At 69.4% G+C, this 17,047-nt stretch carries 17 protein-coding genes; 6 read left to right on the plus strand and 11 right to left on the minus strand.

What is annotated here, in order from left to right:
• Positions 1-29 precede the first annotated feature (29 nt).
• The 5 genes from apaG to BLQ43_RS12355 all read right to left on the minus strand — a co-directional run bounded on the left by apaG (position 30) and on the right by BLQ43_RS12355 (position 4,277).
• A complete protein-coding gene (gene apaG, locus BLQ43_RS12330) occupies positions 30-422 on the minus strand; it encodes a Co2+/Mg2+ efflux facilitator ApaG/CorD (RefSeq protein WP_090021398.1) in 393 nt (130 codons plus the stop codon).
• 149 nt (positions 423-571) lie between these two features.
• A complete protein-coding gene (locus tag BLQ43_RS14680) occupies positions 572-1,480 on the minus strand; it encodes an OmpA family protein (RefSeq protein ID WP_090021401.1) in 909 nt (302 codons plus the stop codon).
• 170 nt (positions 1,481-1,650) lie between these two features.
• Positions 1,651-1,986, minus strand: a complete 336-nt coding sequence (locus BLQ43_RS12340; RefSeq protein ID WP_218119208.1) for a hypothetical protein — start codon at positions 1,984-1,986, stop codon at positions 1,651-1,653.
• Positions 1,987-2,059: 73 nt separating this feature from the next.
• Complete coding sequence (locus BLQ43_RS12345; protein ID WP_090021403.1) at positions 2,060-2,836, minus strand: substrate-binding periplasmic protein; 777 nt, start codon at positions 2,834-2,836, stop codon at positions 2,060-2,062.
• Positions 2,837-3,287: 451 nt separating this feature from the next.
• The gene (locus BLQ43_RS12355) at positions 3,288-4,277 is read right to left on the minus strand and encodes a 2-hydroxyacid dehydrogenase (protein ID WP_090021408.1); all 990 of its coding nucleotides are present in this window, start codon (positions 4,275-4,277) and stop codon (positions 3,288-3,290) included.
• Positions 4,278-4,644: 367 nt separating this feature from the next.
• On the opposite strand from BLQ43_RS12355, the gene BLQ43_RS12360 reads away from it, so the two are divergent.
• On the plus strand, positions 4,645-5,028 hold the full coding sequence (locus BLQ43_RS12360; protein WP_218119209.1) for an SH3 domain-containing protein: 384 nt from the start codon (positions 4,645-4,647) through the stop codon (positions 5,026-5,028).
• Between the two features lie 104 nt (positions 5,029-5,132).
• Entirely contained in the window at positions 5,133-5,981 is an 849-nt protein-coding gene (locus tag BLQ43_RS12365; protein WP_090021413.1) for a phytanoyl-CoA dioxygenase family protein, read from the plus strand.
• A gap of 138 nt (positions 5,982-6,119) precedes the next feature.
• Here BLQ43_RS12365 and BLQ43_RS12370 read toward each other — a convergent pair whose 3' ends face one another.
• From BLQ43_RS12370 to lpdA, 3 genes are all read right to left on the minus strand, one after another.
• The gene (locus BLQ43_RS12370) at positions 6,120-7,826 is read right to left on the minus strand and encodes an Ig-like domain-containing protein (protein WP_090021416.1); all 1,707 of its coding nucleotides are present in this window, start codon (positions 7,824-7,826) and stop codon (positions 6,120-6,122) included.
• Positions 7,827-7,891: 65 nt separating this feature from the next.
• Positions 7,892-8,146 carry a hypothetical protein gene (locus BLQ43_RS12375; RefSeq protein WP_090021418.1) on the minus strand — a complete coding sequence of 85 codons (255 nt, stop codon included), beginning with the start codon at positions 8,144-8,146 and terminating at the stop codon, positions 7,892-7,894.
• Complete coding sequence (lpdA, locus tag BLQ43_RS12380) at positions 8,143-9,540, minus strand: dihydrolipoyl dehydrogenase (RefSeq protein ID WP_090021421.1); 1,398 nt, start codon at positions 9,538-9,540, stop codon at positions 8,143-8,145. The genes BLQ43_RS12375 and lpdA overlap by 4 nt, the downstream gene beginning before the upstream one ends.
• 190 nt (positions 9,541-9,730) lie before the next feature.
• On the opposite strand from lpdA, the gene BLQ43_RS12385 reads away from it, so the two are divergent.
• The gene (locus BLQ43_RS12385) at positions 9,731-10,123 is read left to right on the plus strand and encodes a hypothetical protein (protein WP_090021423.1); all 393 of its coding nucleotides are present in this window, start codon (positions 9,731-9,733) and stop codon (positions 10,121-10,123) included.
• A gap of 269 nt (positions 10,124-10,392) precedes the next feature.
• Positions 10,393-10,890, plus strand: coding sequence for an Hsp20/alpha crystallin family protein (locus BLQ43_RS12390; RefSeq protein ID WP_176758668.1), 498 nt, complete (start codon positions 10,393-10,395; stop codon positions 10,888-10,890).
• 193 nt (positions 10,891-11,083) lie between these two features.
• Here the strand turns inward: BLQ43_RS12390 and BLQ43_RS12395 are convergent, their stop codons facing one another.
• On the minus strand, positions 11,084-12,100 hold the full coding sequence (locus tag BLQ43_RS12395) for an aspartate-semialdehyde dehydrogenase (RefSeq protein ID WP_090021429.1): 1,017 nt from the start codon (positions 12,098-12,100) through the stop codon (positions 11,084-11,086).
• A gap of 186 nt (positions 12,101-12,286) precedes the next feature.
• Here BLQ43_RS12395 and BLQ43_RS12400 point away from each other — a divergent pair, with 186 nt between their 5' ends.
• Together BLQ43_RS12400 and BLQ43_RS12405 are read left to right on the plus strand one after the other, a co-directional pair.
• Entirely contained in the window at positions 12,287-12,544 is a 258-nt protein-coding gene (locus tag BLQ43_RS12400; protein ID WP_090021431.1) for a type II toxin-antitoxin system RelE family toxin, read from the plus strand.
• A gap of 12 nt (positions 12,545-12,556) precedes the next feature.
• On the plus strand, positions 12,557-12,904 hold the full coding sequence (locus tag BLQ43_RS12405) for a helix-turn-helix domain-containing protein (protein WP_090021434.1): 348 nt from the start codon (positions 12,557-12,559) through the stop codon (positions 12,902-12,904).
• A 236-nt stretch (positions 12,905-13,140) separates the two neighbouring features.
• On the opposite strand, the gene leuB is transcribed toward BLQ43_RS12405, so the two are convergent.
• Both leuB and BLQ43_RS12415 read right to left on the minus strand, forming a co-directional pair.
• Positions 13,141-14,241 carry a 3-isopropylmalate dehydrogenase gene (leuB, locus tag BLQ43_RS12410; RefSeq protein WP_090021457.1) on the minus strand — a complete coding sequence of 367 codons (1,101 nt, stop codon included), beginning with the start codon at positions 14,239-14,241 and terminating at the stop codon, positions 13,141-13,143.
• Positions 14,242-14,462: 221 nt separating this feature from the next.
• Positions 14,463-16,904, minus strand: a complete 2,442-nt coding sequence (locus tag BLQ43_RS12415; RefSeq protein WP_090021437.1) for a TIGR02302 family protein — start codon at positions 16,902-16,904, stop codon at positions 14,463-14,465.
• Positions 16,905-17,047: the final 143 nt, after the last annotated feature.

Genomic DNA, 17,047 nt, shown 5'->3' on the forward strand with positions numbered 1-17,047 from the left:
CCGGCGGGCACCGCGCCGGGCGCCGGCGATCAGTTGAGTTGGACCGGCTGGTGGGGGCTGTCCAGGGAAAAGGGCGGAATGTCCACGTCGAAGCGCTCGCCGGAGTCGGCCTCCATCTCGTAGGTGCCGACCATGACGCCGGAGGGTGCGGCGAGCGGGGTCCCGCTGGTGTATTCGAAGCTCTCGCCGGGCTCCAGCACGGGCTGCTCCCCGACGACGCCGGAGCCGCGCACCTCCTGAATGCAGCCGCGGGCATCGGTGATCTGCCAGTGCCGCTTCAGGAGCTGGACCGTGCGTTCGCCCACGTTCTCGATCTTCACGTGGTACGCCCAGACATAGTGCTCCTCGCTGGGCGAGGACTGATCGTCCAGGTAGTACGGCTGCACCGTGATGCGGATGTCCTGCGTCGTATGCGAGTACATCGGCTTCACCACAGGTCGTGCGCGCACCGCCCCCGGCGGTGCGGACCCGTTATATAAACGAGGGCGCGCGCTTGTCCAACGCCCGCGCCGGGCGTGTCAATGGGCGGACAAGCACGCGCCCTCTCGGCCGGCTGGTGGCGGTGAGGCGGTCAGCGCACCACGATCACCACGCGGCGGTTTTCGCGCTTGCGCACGCCGTCGCCGGTGGCCACGGCCGGATCGCTTTCGCCGCGCGCGGCGACGGAGATGCGGTTCTCGGCGACGCCCATCTCGGTCAGCACGGCTGTCACGTTCTGCGCGCGTTCAAGCGAGAGCTCGCGGTTGTAATCCGCGCGGCCGGCGCGGTCCGCGTGGCCGGTGACGGCAAGCTCCAGCTCCTGTTCATCCTTGGCAAGCGTGGCGGCCTCGCTGACCGTACCCATGGCGGCCTGCGGCACCTCGGCCCGGTCGAAGCCGAAGAGCACGGTGAAGCGCTGCGGCTCCATTTCGGGCTCCTGCTGCTCGGGCTCGGGGGCGGGCTCGGCTTCGACCTGCTGCTCGGGCTCCGGCTCCGGCTCGGGTTCCGGCTCCGGCTCCAGGGCCGCGCGCGTCTCTTTCATCGCCGTGCGGAACTGCTCGCGGCAGCGGGCGATGTGCTCGGGCTGATGGCCTTCCTCAAGCTGCTCCAGCCAGCAGTCGTAGCCGGCCTGGGCGCGGGCCGCCGGGCGGGGCGCCATGCCGCGCGCGCCGTCGTTGAAGACGGCCATGAGGTTGCTGCGCGCTTGGTTGAGCTCGTCCGTGCGATCCGCCGGCAGGTCGCGTTCGGCAACCTGCGTCGGAGCGACGGCCTCACCCTTGGCGGCGGTCAGGCTTTTCCGTGCGTAGCTGTCGGCGTCACGCCAGTCGGCCATTTCGTCGGCTTCGTAGACGGTGAGCTTGCGGTACTCCTCGGCAAGCGCCCCGCTGAAGCTGGCGCGGTCGGGCGAAACGCCCCGCGCCCGGTCCACGTTCTGGCCCGTCACGCAGCCACTGACGGCCACGGCGGCGACCGCCAGGGCCAAATACATTGTCGTCTTCATGGGAACCTCCCGGTTGCGAACGGACGCGCACACGACACGCCTTGTGTATTCGGCGCAGTATGTGTCCGCTCGTGCGGCGGGAACATCCCACAAATGTGATGACGTGCGACGCCAACGTGGCGAGGCTTTGGCACAACCTGCCAAGCCGCGTGAGCGTCGGTGTGCTGCATCTACTCCGCCTGGGAGGTGTTCAGCAGCTCGCGGTGTTCCTGCACGAACTTGCGCAGCACCGCGCGCAGGCGCTCGGCCTTCTCGTGGTGACCGGCCGCGCGCGCGGCTTCGATATCGTCCAGGATGATGCGGTGCAACGCCGGGGTGCCGCCCTCGGTGTGGCACAGATAGTAGCCGTATTCGGCGGCGCAGATCTGCGGGATGTGCTCGTGTTCGGCGATGGCGGCGATTTCGTCCTCGCTCAACTCGGACAGCTCGAACACGTCGTTGATCGTGAGCATCGCCCGTCCCCGCGCTTCCGCGCCGGCGCACAGCGCGCCAGCTTCGCCATCCACTCGAAGAGTCCGTCATGCGCGCGCTCGGCCGCAATCCCCCGAATGGCGAAATTTGCCTCGGTTGGCTGGACGTTCAGCCGGGTCTCAGGCCGTGCGCGCGCAGGATCTCCGTGCGGGTGCCGTCCGCCCGCATCCGGGTCAGGGCGGCATTGAAGCGCCGGACGATTTCCGCATGGTCGGGAATCTTGCGGCTGACGACCAGATGCATGGGGTCTTTGGCGAGCGCGCGCTCGGTCAGGCTCAGGGTGCGGCCGAATGTCGGCAGCTCGGTGTTGATGGTGTGCTGGACCACCAGCGCGTCGCCGATCGCCAGATCGAAGCGCCCGCGCGCGGTGAGCACCAGTGCCCGGCGCAGGGTTTCCACGGGGTGGCGGTGGAAGGACTCCGCCTGAAGGAAGGGTTTCGGATAGCTGTAGTCGCGGACCGTGCCCACGAGCTTGCCGCGCAGATCGGCCAGGCGCTGGTAGGTGAACCCGGAGCCCGCCGGCTTGACGAAGACGAGGCGGTTGGTGGCCAGTACGCCGGCGTAGGCAAAGAATTCGGTCCGGTGCTCACGGTGCCAGACGTTGGCCAGGGCGTCGTAGTGCCCGCGCTTGGTCATCGCCAGCGCGCGGGACCACGGCATCACCGTGATCTCGGGATCGTAGCCCGCGCGTTGGAACGCCGCCCGGACGATGTGTGTGGACGCGCCCCGATGCGGCAGGTTTTCCCCGGAGTAGGGCGGATAGTCGCTCAGCGTGGCGACCGTAACCGTGCCGTGGGGCGCTTCCCCCGCGCATGCCGCCCCGGCCGGCGCAAGCAGCGCCAGCAGCGCGATGACGCGTGCGGCAAGGCGGCGGCCCGTGCCCATGTCAGCCTCACGGTCGTGAACATTGGGACCGGGTCACCCGACCGATCCGATCGCAACGCGATCATCCCAGAAGACCAAATACATCATAAAATTTGCTTTAAGATTGTCCGAACTGTCCGCTCGCGCGGGGCCGCGATCAAACGCGCCCTGACAACGCGCTAAGCTCCCGCTGAGATCGCCGACCGTCATCCCGCAGAGGGTGAAGATAGCCGCTCGGAACCGCGTACGGACGCGATAAAACGCGCCCTGACAACGCGCGAAGCTCCCGCTGAGACCGCCGACCGTCATCCCGCAGAGGGTGAAGATAGCCGCTCGGAACCGCGTACGGACGCGATAAAACACGCCCTGACAACGCCCTAAGCTCCCGCTGAGACCGCCGACCGTCATCCCGCAGAGGGTGAAGATACCGCTCAGAACCGCGTACAGATGCGATAAAACACGCTCGTGTTTTTTAGAACATGGTTTCGAGGACACGGTCGGGCGGGGCGTGGCCGTCGACGAAGGTTTTGGCGTTGATGATGACCTTTTCGCCCATGGCGACGCGGCCCTCGATCGTGGCCGAGCCGATGTGCGGCAGCAGGACGGCGTTGTCGAGCGCGCGCAGGCGCGGGTTGATCTCCGGCTCGTGCTCGTAGACGTCCAGCCCGGCACCGGCGATTTCACCGTTTTCAAGGTGGTCGGCCAGGGCGGTTTCGTCCACGACCTCACCGCGCGAGGTGTTCACGAGCACGGCGTGGGGCTGGAGGAGCGCCAGCCGGCGCGCGTTGAGGAGGTGGTAGGTCGCCGGCGTGTGGGGGCAGTTGACCGAGATGATGTCCATGCGGGACAGCATCTGGTCCAGGCTCTCCCAGTAAACGGCCTCCAGCTCGTCCTCGATCTCCTCGGGCACGCGGGTGCGGTTGTGGTAGTGGATCGCCAGCCCGAAGCCACGGGCGCGCTGGGCGAGGGCCTGACCGATGCGGCCCATGCCGATGATGCCGAGCCGCTTCCCCCACAGGCGTTGGCCCAGCATGTTCGTGGGGCTCCAGCCGCCCCAGTCGCCGGAGCGGGCGAGGCGCTCGCCTTCCGTGATGCGGCGCGCGACGGCGAGGACGAGGGCCATGGTCATGTCGGCCGTGTCCTCGGTGAGGACGCCGGGGGTGTTCGTCACCGTGATGCCGCGCTCGTGCGCGGCCTTGAGGTCGATGTTGTCGACGCCCGTGCCGAAGTTGGCGATCAGGCCGAGGTTGGGGCCGGCCTGCGCGATCAGCTCGGCGTCGATGCGGTCGGTGACCGTGGGCACGAGGACGTCGGCCTGCTGCACGGCCTCGATCAGGTCGGCGCGCGACATGGGATGGTCGTCCACGTTCAGCCGCGCGTCGAACAGCTCCATCATGCGGGTTTCGATGATGTCGGGCAGGCGGCGCGTGACGATAACGACCGGCTTTTTGCTCCGGGCCATGGTGGTGGTCCTTCGCTTGGACGGTTGGGATCGGCACCGGGGCGCGCTGTCTACTGCGCGGATAGCACCCGCCCACGTCCGTGTCCACCCGAGCTGTCGGCAGCCCAACCGTCTTCGGGGGCGCCGCGGCGAGCGAGCATGTCGATGCAGGGGCCTCGGCTCGGGGCGCGAGCGGTTCCCGGCGATCGGTGCGCCTTGACCGGCCGCGCGTGCCGGGATAGGCGAACCTCGCGACCACGGCAGGGCAGTGTCTTCCCGCATGGCCGGACCGGTTCGAACAACAGCCGCCGTCGTCTTGGCGGCGGTCACGGCGTGGCCCGCGTGGGCCGACACGGGGCGCAGCACGGGGCGGCCGGTCCCGCGTTTCGTGTCGCTGTCGGCCGACACGGCCAACCTGCGCGCCGGGCCGGGCAAGCGCTATCCGGTGGAATGGGTGTACAAGCGCGCGCGCCTGCCGCTGAAGATCGTGGGCGAGTTCGGCGCGTGGCGGCGCGTGCGCGACTGGTCGGGCACGCAGGGCTGGATGCATTCGGCGTTGTTGAGCGGCCGGCACACCGTGCAGGTGCTCGGTGACCGCGATCGCGTACTGCGGGAAAGCCCGCGCGCGGACGCCGCCCCCGTGGCCCGTCTGGCGCCCGAGGTCATCGGCGATCTGGACCGCTGCCGCAGCGGCTGGTGCCGGGCGAGCTTCGCCGAGCTCACGGGCTGGGTGCCCCGGCGCGCGCTGTACGGCGCGCCGGTCGGCGACTGACCGCCCGCGCTCGGGGCGGGGCACGGCTTGCACGCTCCGACGGCCCGCGCCACGCTGCAAAGTGGCCCATCCCAGATTCCGCGATTGCCAGGACACGCCCACCCATGACCGCCTTCACGCTGGTTTCCGACGCCATCGCTGACAGCGAGCGCACCGCGCGCCTCTACGCTGGCGAGATCATCGTCTTCCGCCAGGTTCCCGCGGTGAAGACGCTGATCGCCACGCTCGCCGAGCACGTCACCGCGCACTACGGCGAGGACCCGACGCGCGTGCACACACGCTGGTCCGTCGACGCCGTGCACGACGAAGCGGAAGCGCTGCGCAAGGCCGTGGCCAAGGACCCGGCCGTGAAGGCGCGCGTGAACGAGATGTTCGAGGCCGTCGGCGTCGATCTGGCCACCACCTACGGCGATGGGCTCAAGCAGCGCGTCCAGCCGCCCAAGCAGGACGCCGAGGGCCGTTACCTCGCCCCGCTGGGTGCGCACCGCGACACCTGGGGTTCCAACATCATGGCGCAGGTGAACTGGTGGGCGCCCGTGTGGCCCATTGCCCCCGAGCGCACCCTGGCGCTCTTCCCCACGCACTTCCGCCGCGAGGTGCCCAACACCAGCGCGGACTGGGACTTCGCCGAACTGTTGCGCCGCATCAAGGCGGGCGAGAACACGGACGATTATCCGCTGCTGCCGCTGGCGACCGAGCCGCCCTCCTGGGAGGATGCCGTGCCCGTCACGATCGAGCCCGGCGACGTGATGGCCTTCTCGGGCGCGCAGCTCCACGCCAGCGTGCCCAACACCACCGACCGCACCCGCTTCAGCTTCGAGATCCGCACGATCTCGGGCGCGGACGTGGACGCGGGCCGCGGCGCACCCAACGTGGACGGCCGCGCCCCGCGCACCACCTACCAGTGGTTCAAGCGTCTGACGGACGGCGAAAAGCTCGGCGAGATGGCCTGACCGCGGCTCACGCGCGCTCGAACAGCTCGGCGAGCAGGGCGTTGCCGGCCGATCCGGCGATGGTTGGCGGTGCACAAGCCGACGGACGTGATGCCGGATCCCCGTCCCCGGCCGTCGGGCCGGGGACGAGGGGTCGCGTCAGGCGAAGCCGAGGGCGTCGGCGCCCAGTTGGCTGGTGAAGCTCGAAGCGTCGAAGATGTTGCTGTCGGCGCTGCCGAGGTTGGTCAGCGTCACGCTGACCTCGCCCGCGTTGAGCTCGAGGCTGCCGTCGGTGAAGTCGGTGTTGGCGATGCCGATGTCGCCGACCCCGATGCCGTTCTGGAAGAAGAGCTGATCGCCGGTTTCGAAGTCGGAGATCGTCACGTTCGTGGTGGACTGCGCGAAAATGAAGCGGTCCTCGCCGCCGTTGCCCGCGATCGTGCCCGATTGGTTGCCGTCGATGTTCTCGCTGGCGCTGGTGCCGCTGCTGACTGCCGAGGGGCCACCATCAGCCGGAAGCGCGGGCAAGCCCTGGCTGCTGGAGCCGGCGCCCGAGCCGCCGGTGTTGCCGGAACTGCCGGCGAGCGCGGAGGGATCGCCCGCGTCCATCTGCACGGCCGAGGGATCGAAGCCCGAGCCGACGGCCTCCCCGCCGAGAGTGATCTCCACGCCGTCGGAACCGAGCCCGATGCTGGCCGCGGCGCTGCCGTCGGCGAAGGCGAACTCCACGTCGCCGTTCATCGAAATGGCGGCGTTGGTCGTGCTGTCGCCGACCACGAGCTCATTGCCGCTGGTGGTGACGGTGTAATCGGCCAGGTTGCCGGCGAATTCGATCCGGTCGCCGTCACCGCCCCCGAACTGGATGTCGGCACCCGCCGGGGCCTGGATGGTTTCCGCGGCGCCGGTGCCGCGCACGTCGGCGTCGAAGGGGATGCGCAGCGTCTGCTCGCTGCCGTTCAGGGCAACGACGTTCAGGCCGACGGGCTCGGACTCGCCATCCTCTTCGCTCGCCTCAGGCGTGACCGAGACCACGGCGCTGTCCGAGCCGCCGTTGCCGTCGGAGACGGTGTAGTCGAGTGTGACCGTGGTGCCGGCCTCGGGCTGCGCGCCGTCGAATTCCCACTTGATCTGATTGTCGACGACGGACGCCGCGCCGACCTGGGGCTGCGCGTCGATCTTGACGGTCAGCGGATCGCCGTCCGGGTCGCTGTCGTTGGCGAGCACGTCGATCGTCGTGCTGCCGCCGGGCGTCACCGTGGCGGTGTCGTCCTCGGCCACCGGCGCGCCGTTGTCGCCGCCATCCTCCTGGAAGTCCTGGGCGGGCAGCGTGAAGTCGTCCAGCACCACGCCTTCGTTTTCGAACACCGTCGGGTCGCCGCTGCCGCTCGTCAGCTCGACCTTGGCGATGTTGCGGATGGGCTCTTCGGTGGCGGACTCGAAGGTCTGAATGCCCACGAAGGTGGATTCGCCGCTTTCCGTTTCCGGCACGGTCTGACTGGCGATCTCGTCCCCATTGGCGTCATAGGCGGTCAGCGAACTTTCGCCGAGGTTGGAAAAGTCCACGTCGATGAAGTGGGCGCCGAAGGCACTGACGGCGCCGGCCTCGTTGGTGAAGGTGACGGTGGTCGTGCTGCCCGCCGGGGCGGCCGTGTTCTCGCCGCTAACGGGGACATAGTCGTCGGCGAAATCGAAGTCCTCGTCGGCGTAGAAGCCGTTCTGGCCGTCGATGTTCAGCCCGTCGTAGCGGTCCGGCGCCACCTGCGCGCGGGGTTCCGCGGCCGTGTCCACATCGTCGAAGTCGATCACGCGGGTCGGATCGACGAACCGCTCGAAGTCGCTCAGCGAGGTGAAGGTGCGCGGCGCCATTGGTGTCCCCCATGCCTGGATTAAACCCTGACATGAGAGTCGCCTTTTTCCACGTTAAGATCACATTAACGTGAGCGTTTGGTGATATGCGGCGGGCGCGGGCGGCCGCACGCCCGGCGGATCGGCTTCGGATGCCCGGAAAACTGCGCGTCGTTCGGGTGCGGCAAGGCGGTGTCGGTTGCGGGCCGCGCCCAGGTTCGCGTGCCGTGCATCGCGAAATTGTTGTTAAATTCGAGCGTCTTGGCGTCCCAAACAAAAACACCCTGCGACATGATGTCGCAGGGTGTGGGGCGGAACACCGCGGGCGCGGCGGCGGTCACATGTGAATGGGCTTGTCGTGGGCGGCCATGGCGGCCTCCTTCACGGCCTCGTTGAGTGTGGGGTGGCCGTGGAAGGCGCGCGCCACGTCCTCGGCGGAGGCGGCGAACTCCATCGCCATGACCAGCTCGTGGATGGTGTTGCCGGCCTCGGCGCCCATGACCACGGCGCCCAGCACGCGGTCGGTTTCCTTGTCCGCGAGGATCTTGACGAAGCCCTCGGTCTGGCCGGTGCAGCGTGCGCGGGAGTTCGCCATCATCTGGAACTTGCCCACCTTGTAGGCGCGCCCCTCGGCCTTGAGGTCGTCCTCCGACTTGCCGACGTAGGCGATCTCCGGCCACGTGTAGACGATGCCGGGGCAGGTGGCGTAGTTCACGCGCGCCGAGTGGCCGGCCAGGATCTCGGCCAGGGCGTGGCCTTCCTCCTCCGCCTTGTGGGCCAGCATGGCGCCGCCGATCACGTCGCCGATGGCGTGGATGCCCGGCACGCCGGTGTTGAAGCTCTCGTCCACGTGCACAAAGCCGCGCTTGTCCGGCTCGATGCCGACGTTTTCCAGCCCCAGGCCATTGGTCGTGGGCGTGCGGCCGATGGCGACCAGCACGCGGTCGGCCTCCAGGGTCTCCGCCTTGCCGCCCTCGGCGGCTTCCAGGTTCAGCGTGACGCCCTTGTCGCCCACCTCGGCGCCCGTGACCTTGGTGGACAGCTTCATGCCCACCTTCCGCTTCTTCAGCAGCTTGCGGTAGGCCTCGCCCAGTTCGCCGTCCATGCCGGGCAGCAGGCGGTCCAGGTATTCGACCACAGTGACCTTCGCGCCCAGGCGCTGCCAGACGGCGCCCATCTCCAGCCCGATGTAGCCGCCGCCGACGACGACGAGGTGCTCGGGCACCTCGGGCAGGTCGAGCGCGCCGGTGGAGGAGACGATGCGGTCCTCGTCGATGGGCACGCCGGGCAACTCGGCGTGGGTGGAGCCGGTTGCGACGACGATGTGCTTGGCGGACAGGCTCTTCTCACCGTCGACCGAGAGCTGGCCCTGGCCGGTGATCGTGCCCGTGCCCGTGATGTAGTCGACGCCGTACTTCTTGAAGAGCTGCTCGATGCCCTTGGTCAGGTCGGTGACGACCTTGCCCTTGCGCTTGAGCATCTGTTTCAGGTTCACGCTGGCGTTCTCGATCTCGATGCCGTGGTCCGCCAGCTCGTGCGTGACCTCGTCGTACTTCTCGCTGGAATGCAGCAGCGCCTTCGAGGGGATGCAGCCGACGTTCAGGCAGGTGCCGCCGAGTGCGCCGCGGCTCTCCACGCACGCCGTCGACAGCCCCAGCTGCGCCGCGCGGATGGCGCACACATACCCGCCGGGACCGCCCCCGACGACAACCACATCGTACGACGCCTCGGCCATGTTGCCCCCCTGACCTGCGTTCGCCCGCCGCGAGCGGGTCTGTTCTGCCGGCGCGGAGCGTGCCGCAATGCCGGCACCGCAGCAAGGCGGGGCGGGAGCGCGTGCCGTGCCACGCGGGGCGTGCACGTCGGGCTTGCGCCGTCACGGCCCGTGAGTTAAATTTCGAGTGGCAGTCTATGGAGGTGGAGCCATGATTCCACCAGGACCGATCAACGATCCCGGCGCCAGCTTTCAGCGCCCGTTCCAGGATTTCACGCAGCGGCCGGACAATCCCGGTCAGCGCGCGCAGGACGCTGCGTCGGCGCGCAGCGTCGACCGCGAGCAGACGGATCCGACGCGCACCAACGAGGTGCGCCGCACCGACCGTCCGGCCGATCCGGCGGAGCGCGCCGACCGGGCGGACCAGCGCCGCGAGGTCCGCACCGACCGGAGCGAGCGGACGGACCCCGCCGAGCAGCAGCGCGAGATCCGCACCGAGGACATCGAGCGCGAACGCGAGCGCATCGACCAGCTTACTCAGGGCAGCCTCGGCGTCCCGAGCGGGACGCCCGAACCCGGCGCCCTGGTGAACATCGTGGTCTGAACCACGCCGAACACGCTTGCGATCCGCGCTGTGAGCGGGCGCCCGGCCGGGCGCCCGCTTTTTCGTGTGCGCCCGCAGATGGCTCGCCCGGTGGGACGCGCAGTCGCGGGGCGCGCATCCTCTTGAATCGGATGCCACCTTTCCTATCTGCACAAGTGACAACGGAAAACCGATTACCCAAAGGGGTGAGTACGGAAATCCCGTTTGAAGGCACGACTGTGCAACGGCCACGGTGTGTCAAGTCGACGGGGATGAAAGGAGGTGAAGCCATGCGGCGGAGTCTGTTTCCGGTTGCGGGTCAGCGCGTTGCGCCCAGCGACGTTGCCACGCGCGATCCCTTCACGGCGCTGCAGCGGGAGTTGAACCGCGCGTTCGACGATGTCTGGCGGGACATGGGCGTGCCGGGCACGCAGCTCGCGGAGACGATCGGCACGCCGAGCGTGGACGTCAGCGAGGACGACACGAACGTCAACGTGAAGGCCGAGTTGCCCGGCCTGAGCGAAGAGGACGTGGACGTCACCTTCGCCGACGGCGTGCTGCGCATCGCCGGCGAAAAGACGCAGGAAAAGGAAGACCAGGACGAGAACCGCCAGTTCTACGTCAGCGAGCGCGCCTACGGCCGGTTCGAGCGTCAGATTCCCATCGGCCGCGAAGTCGATGAGGACAACATCGATGCCGCGTTCAAGAACGGCGTGCTGACCGTCACCCTGCCGAAGAAGGCCAAGGGCGACGGCGCCCGCAAGATCTCGGTCAAACGGGCGTCGTAAGGCGCCCGTTGAGCGCTGAAAGCGTTCAAGCGAGCCTCGTAAGTGGCTCGGTGAGCGCTCGAAGCGCTGTCGCGGGCTTCCAAAGAAGCCCGGTGGGCGCCGCGGGCCGAGCGGATGCGGTCGAAAAAACCGACGGCGGGACCGGAGGCCGGCCCCGCCGTTTTTCGTGTTCGCCTCGCGGTGCGTTCGGCTGTTACCGCAGGTGCTGCTCCACCAGCAGCTCGGCGATCTGCACGGTGTTGAGCGCGGCGCCCTTGCGCAGGTTGTCGGAGACGCACCAGAACGCCAGGCCGTTGTCGACCGTGGGGTCGCGGCGCAGGCGGGAGATGAAGACCGCGTCCTCGCCCGCGCACTCGTAGGGCGTGACGTAACCGCCGTCCTCGCGGTGGTCCACGACGCTGATGCCCGGGAATTCGCGCAGCGCATCGGCCGCCGAGGTCTCGTCGATCTCGTCCTCGAACTCGACGTTCAGCGACTCGCCGTGGCCGATGAAGGTGGCGATGCGCACGCAGGTGGGCGCGACGCGCACGTCCGGGTCCAGGATCTTGCGCGTCTCGTGCACCATCTTCCACTCCTCCTTCGTCGAGCCGTCGTCCATGAAGGAGTCGATGTGGGGGATGGCGTTGAACGCGATCTGCTTGGGGTATTCCTGCGGCTGCGCGGGCTCGTTCATGTAGATGCCGCGCGTTTGGTTGAACAGCTCGTCCATCGCCGCTTTGCCGGAGCCCGAGGTCGCCTGGTAGGTGGACACCACCACGCGGCGGATGGTCGCCAGCTCGTGCAGCGGCTTCAGCGCCAGCACCATCTGGATGGTCGAGCAGTTCGGGTTCGCCACGATGCCGCGCTTGGTGTAGCCGGCCAGCGCGCCCGGGTTCACCTCGGGCACGATCAGCGGCACGTCGGGCTCCATGCGGAAGTGCGAGGTGTTGTCGATCACCACCGCGCCGGCCTCGGCGGCCTTGGGCGCGTATTCCGCGGACACCTTGGAGCCCGGCGAGGACAGCACGATGTCGACGCCGCGGAAGTCGAACTCGCCGACATCCTGAATGGTCAGCTCGCTGTCCTCGCCGTAGGTCACGCGCTTGCCGTGCGAGCGCCCGGAGGCGAGCGCGTACACCGCGTCGGCGGGGAATTCGCGCTCGGCCAGGATGTTTAGGATCTCGCGCCCAACCGCGCCGGTGGCGCCCAGAACCGCGACCGTGTAGCCCATATCGTGCGTGCCCTTTTTGCGCTGCGTGATGTTGCCGGTCTCGGCGCGCGTTCTAAGCCTCGCGCGACCGCCACGCAAGCTGGCGCCTCGCGGCCCGATGGGCGAGGTGTTCGCTTGTTGCGAACACACGCTTGATGTATCTGTTCGCTTGTGGCAAACATCCGTCCCAAGGCTGTGGGAGGACCGATGGAGGTTGCCTACACGCGACGTGCGGCCAAAGACTTGAAAAAGCTCGACCGCACGGTGGCCTCAGAAATCGCGGCCCAGCTCGCGGCCTATGCCAATGGTGAGGAGCGTGCGTGCAACAAGGTCAAGCCGCTGCGAAACGAAGATGGATACCGGATTCGGATCGGCGATTACCGGGCGATTTTCACCATTGAAGAGACTGGTCAGCCACAGATGGTTGTTCATACTGTTGGTCATAGGCGCAATATTTATGATTGAGGATGCGTTGTGATGCCCGAAGATACGGTCACGCTGAGCCGCGATGCCTACGACAGCCTCGTCGAGCGGCTTGAGGAGGCGGAGGACACAGCCGCCCTCCTTCAGGCCCGCCAGGAAGATGACGGCACGCGCATTCCGCATGCCGTGGTGATGGCGGAGATCGATGGGGCGCATCCGGTCGCCGCGTGGCGTCACCATCGCGGCCTTGGCGCGCGCGAACTTGCCGGTCGGGCGGGGCTCAGTCCGGGCTACCTCAGCGAGATCGAGAGCGGGAAGAAAGCCGGGTCGCTCGATGCCTATCGGGCGCTGGCCCGTGCCTTGAACGTGCCGCTGGATCTGGTGCTGCCGGACGTGGATTGAGGCGCGCACAAAAAGCCGCCCCGGCGCCGGGCGCCGGGGCGGTGGACCAGGAGGGTTCCCAGTTCAGGGTGTCGCGTGCGGTCGTGTCGATCGTCCGCCCGGTCGGGCAAGACCGTCCCGACAGGCACCGGGTGCCCGATCGGGCCAGGGTGCTTGCCGGTCAACGATACCGACCATTCCAAATCTAGGTCGTGCCGGGTTTCGGACGCAAGTCACGAAAATGCGACCGGTTGCCATTATTCCGTTTTCGAAATCTCGCGCCTGATTTCGTCGCCGATTTCGCGCGTCGAAACTTTGGTCGTGCCCGGCTGGACCAAATCCGGCGTGCGCAACCCCCGGTCGAGCACGCGCGTCACGGCGCCCTCGACCGCATCGGCGGCGTCGCCGTGGTCGAAGGAATAGCGCAGCATCATGGCGAAGGAGAGCAGGGTCGCCAGCGGGTTGGCGACGCCCTGGCCCGCGATGTCGGGCGCGGAGCCGTGGACGGGCTCGTACATCGCCTTGCGCCGGCCCTGCGCGTCGGGCGCGCCCAGCGAGGCGGAGGGCAGCATGCCCAGCGAGCCCGTGAGCATCGCCGCCTCGTCGGAAAGCATGTCGCCGAAGAGGTTGTCGGTGACGATGACGTCGAACTGCTTCGGCTGGCGGACGAGTTGCATGGCGCAGTTGTCGGCGTACATGTGCTCCAGCGAGACGTCGTTGTACGACTCCGCGTGCAGCGCCGTGACCTCCTCGCGCCACAGCACGCCCGTCTCCATCACGTTGGCCTTTTCCGTGGAGACGACGCGGTTGCCGCGCTTGCGCGCCAGCTCGAAGGCGACGGCGGCGACGCGGCGGATCTCCTCGCTCGTGTAGACCTGGGTGTTCACGGCGCGGCGCTGGCCGCCGCCGATGTCCTCGATGCCGCGCGGCTCGCCGAAGTAGACGCCGCCGGTCAGCTCGCGGACGATCATCAGGTCCAGCCCGCGCACCAGCTCGGGCTTGAGCGAGGAGGCGTCGGCCAGCGGGTCGAAGACGATGGCCGGGCGCAGGTTGGCGAACAGCCCCAGCTCCTTGCGCAGGCGCAGCAGCGCGCGCTCCGGCTTCTGGTCGAACGGCAGGGAATCCCACTTGGGCCCGCCGACGGCGCCCAGCAGCACGGCGTCGGCGTTCAGCGCGCGCTGGAGCGTTTCCTCGGCCAGCGGCGCGCCCTCGGCGTCGATCGCCGCGCCGCCGACGTTGCCTTCCTCGAACTCGAACGCCAGCCCGTGCGTCTCGGCGAGCGTGTCCGCGATGCGGCGCACCTCCGCCATGACCTCCGGGCCGATCCCGTCGCCGGGCAGAATGAGGATCTTCGCCATGCCGTCCCCCCGTGTTTCCGAACTGGTGCGCGGCATTGGATAGCCGCGCGCGGCGCGTGGAACAAGCGGGGTGATTGCCTCTGTCGATGGACCCTGAACCGTCATTGCCCGGCTTGACCGGGCAATCCCGCCCGGCTCGGCGATCGCCGAGATCGCGGAGCGTACACGGCGAGTTCGCTCACCGCGACGGCCCGCGATGATGACAGTGGTGCGGGCGGCGATCAGAAGCGGTCCAGCAGCCGGTCGATGTACTCCCGGTCCAGCTCCGGCAGGGAGCGGTCGCCGGCGCGGCCGCGGAGTTGCTGGAGGATCTCGCGGGCGCGCTGGACGTCCATCTCCTCCGGCACCTGAACGTCGGCGCCGGACTGCGCGCCGTTCCGCGAGCGCCCGAGCGGGTCGCGCCGGCCCTGACCGCCGCGCCCGGCCTGCATCATCTGGCGCGCGCGCTGGCCGGCCTGTTGCAGGCCCTTTTGCAGCTCGTTCAGGGCCTCGCGCTGCGACGGCACGGCCTGGCCCGGCTCGCCGCGTTCGAGGGATTGCCGCGCCGCGCCCATGCGCTCGCCGGCCTGGCCGAGCGCTTGCGGCGTCTGCCCCAGCGTCTTGCCCAGTTTCTCCGCCAGCTCGCCGAGCTGCTGCCGCAACTCGCCCTGCCGCTGCGCGCCCTGCCGGTTCGCCTGCTGCCCACCCTGCTGCTGCCCGGCTTGCTGTTGGCCGCTTTGCTGCTGGCCGGATTGCTGCTGCGCCTGGCCCTGTTGCTGCTGTTGTTGCTGGCTGCGGCGGTAGGTCCGGTCGAGCAACTCCTGCTGCTCGCGGCTGAGTTCGCGCAACGCCTGCATGGCCTTCTGGGCCTCGCGGGCGCGCTCGCTCATTTGGCTGGGCTGGCGCTGTTGCAGGCCCTCCATGATCTGGCGGAGCTGGTCCAGGAGCTTTTGCGCCCGCTCCGTCTGCCCCGCCTGGGCGAGCTGCTGGATGCGCTTGGTGAGCTTTTGCAGCTCGTCGCCCTGGATCATGCGCATCTCGCCGTCCTGCTGCGGCCGCGGCGCCTCCTCGGCCTGCTGCATCTCGCGCGCCTTGGCCTGAAGGTAGCGCTGCATCGCCGCCTGAAGCTGCTCGGTCAGGCGCGCGATCTCCTCGGCCGAAGCGTCCTCGTCGCGCAGCGCGCGCTCCAGCGCCTCGCGGGCGCGCTCCAGGTCGCGCGCCGCCAGCGCCGCCGTGCCCTCCTCAAGGTGCAGCGCGGTTTCCCACAGGATCCGCTGGACCTCGCGCACGGCTTGGCGCGTTTGGTCGTGCACCAGCCGCCGCTCGGCGGCGCGCACCGCGAGCGAGACGACGTAGTCGCCGTCGTAGCGGCCCGGCTTGTTGCCGATGGCGTTGAGCGCGCGCACCACGGGCGCCCGCGTTTCGGGCTCGCGCGCCAGCTCGCGGCGCAGCTCCACCAGTTGCCGCGCGACGGGGTGCTCGAAGCGGCGCGCGGGCAGGGGCGCGCGGATGGTTTCGCTTTCCGCCGTCTGCCCGGCGGCGTCGCGCGCGATCAGCGTCATGCGCACGGGCAGGCCCGCCCAGATGTGTGCGCCCAGGTTCTCGTAGGCCTCGCTGACCCCCTCGTCGTCGCCGGGTGCGGGCAGCTCGCGCACGATGGGCTCGCGGTCCGAGCCCGGTCGGCTGATGCGCAGGCGCACGCTCGTGACGCCGTAATCGTCCGAGGCCTCGTAGCGCACCTGCAGGGCGCCGCGCGGCGTCGCGCGCGGCGCCCGGGCGAAGGCGACGGACGGCGGGGCGTCCGCCAGCACCGCCAGCTCCCAGCGCGCCAGGGTGTCGCCGCCGGCGCGCACGCGCACCGGCCCGCTGGCGGCCTGCGAGATCTCGGTCGTCAGCTTCCAGCTGCGCTCGGCCGAGGCCGCCAGCTCCTTTTTGCTGCCGGCGACCTGCAACGTGGGCGGCTCCGTGCCGCCGTGCACCTGGGCGACGAGGCGGCTGCCGTCGGGCACCCGCGCGGCGTCCGGGCCCGGCGTCAGCACGCGGGGGGCCTGCCCCGTGTAGCCCGGCGGGTCCACCCAGAGGTTCACCGTGCGCTCGGGCGCGGGCGCGCCGAAGGCCGGGGACACCGCCGCCGCCAGGCGCTCGGGAATGCGCGGGCCGGCGGCGATGAGCCCCGCCACCAGCAACAGCAGCGGAATCGCGCGCACGGCCGCGGGGTCGCGCGCCGCCACGCCCGGCCGGGGCAGACGCACGCGCAGCGCCTTCAGGCTGGCGCGCAGGCGCTCGCGGTGGGCGGTCCACAGCGCCTCGGCCATGGGGTCGCCCGTGCCGGCGGCGAGGGTTTCATCTTCGCTGGTAAGGGGGCGGTGGCGCAGCGCGCTGTCGCGCTCCACGCGCCGGCGGACGGTGTGGCCGTCGGGCGGGCGCACGCGCCACAGCCCGGCGACGAGAAGCCCAGCGACCGCCGCGCCGCCGAGCGCGAGAACGAGGAGGTGGGCCCAGCCCGGCAACAAGGGCAGTGCCCCGGACAGCCCGACCGCGAGCAGCAGCGCCGCGACGCTGGCGGCGGGCCACAGGCGCGGCCACGCGCGCTCCCACAGGATGGCGAGAAAGCCCAGGACGAGGTGCCGGCGCAGGCCGCACGGCTGCGGCGCTTGGTCGGAACGTCGGGGAGCGCGCCGCATCACCACCTCCGAAACCCGCGCACTGGTCAGGCCGATGTGGCCTCCTGCGTCAGCCAGTCCGCCACTGGTTGCATCGCCATCACGGCGTCGTGGTCCGGCGGACGCTGGACGACGGCCCAGCGGTTGCCGTGGACCATCACTTC

The sequence above is a fragment of the Limimonas halophila genome (assembly GCF_900100655.1).
GTDB classification, from domain to species: Bacteria; Pseudomonadota; Alphaproteobacteria; order Kiloniellales; family Rhodovibrionaceae; genus Limimonas; species Limimonas halophila.

Coding starts and splice junctions, on each gene's coding strand:
- apaG (WP_090021398.1), bottom strand. CDS start 422: ATGTACTCGCATACGACGCAGGACATCCGCATCACGGTGCAGCCGTAC.
- BLQ43_RS14680 (WP_090021401.1), bottom strand. CDS start 1,480: ATGAAGACGACAATGTATTTGGCCCTGGCGGTCGCCGCCGTGGCCGTC.
- BLQ43_RS12345 (WP_090021403.1), bottom strand. CDS start 2,836: ATGGGCACGGGCCGCCGCCTTGCCGCACGCGTCATCGCGCTGCTGGCG.
- BLQ43_RS12355 (WP_090021408.1), bottom strand. CDS start 4,277: ATGGCCCGGAGCAAAAAGCCGGTCGTTATCGTCACGCGCCGCCTGCCC.
- BLQ43_RS12365 (WP_090021413.1), top strand. CDS start 5,133: ATGACCGCCTTCACGCTGGTTTCCGACGCCATCGCTGACAGCGAGCGC.
- BLQ43_RS12370 (WP_090021416.1), bottom strand. CDS start 7,826: ATGGCGCCGCGCACCTTCACCTCGCTGAGCGACTTCGAGCGGTTCGTC.
- lpdA (WP_090021421.1), bottom strand. CDS start 9,540: ATGGCCGAGGCGTCGTACGATGTGGTTGTCGTCGGGGGCGGTCCCGGC.
- BLQ43_RS12385 (WP_090021423.1), top strand. CDS start 9,731: ATGATTCCACCAGGACCGATCAACGATCCCGGCGCCAGCTTTCAGCGC.
- BLQ43_RS12390 (WP_176758668.1), top strand. CDS start 10,393: ATGCGGCGGAGTCTGTTTCCGGTTGCGGGTCAGCGCGTTGCGCCCAGC.
- BLQ43_RS12395 (WP_090021429.1), bottom strand. CDS start 12,100: ATGGGCTACACGGTCGCGGTTCTGGGCGCCACCGGCGCGGTTGGGCGC.
- BLQ43_RS12400 (WP_090021431.1), top strand. CDS start 12,287: ATGGAGGTTGCCTACACGCGACGTGCGGCCAAAGACTTGAAAAAGCTC.
- BLQ43_RS12405 (WP_090021434.1), top strand. CDS start 12,557: ATGCCCGAAGATACGGTCACGCTGAGCCGCGATGCCTACGACAGCCTC.
- leuB (WP_090021457.1), bottom strand. CDS start 14,241: ATGGCGAAGATCCTCATTCTGCCCGGCGACGGGATCGGCCCGGAGGTC.
- BLQ43_RS12415 (WP_090021437.1), bottom strand. CDS start 16,904: ATGCGGCGCGCTCCCCGACGTTCCGACCAAGCGCCGCAGCCGTGCGGC.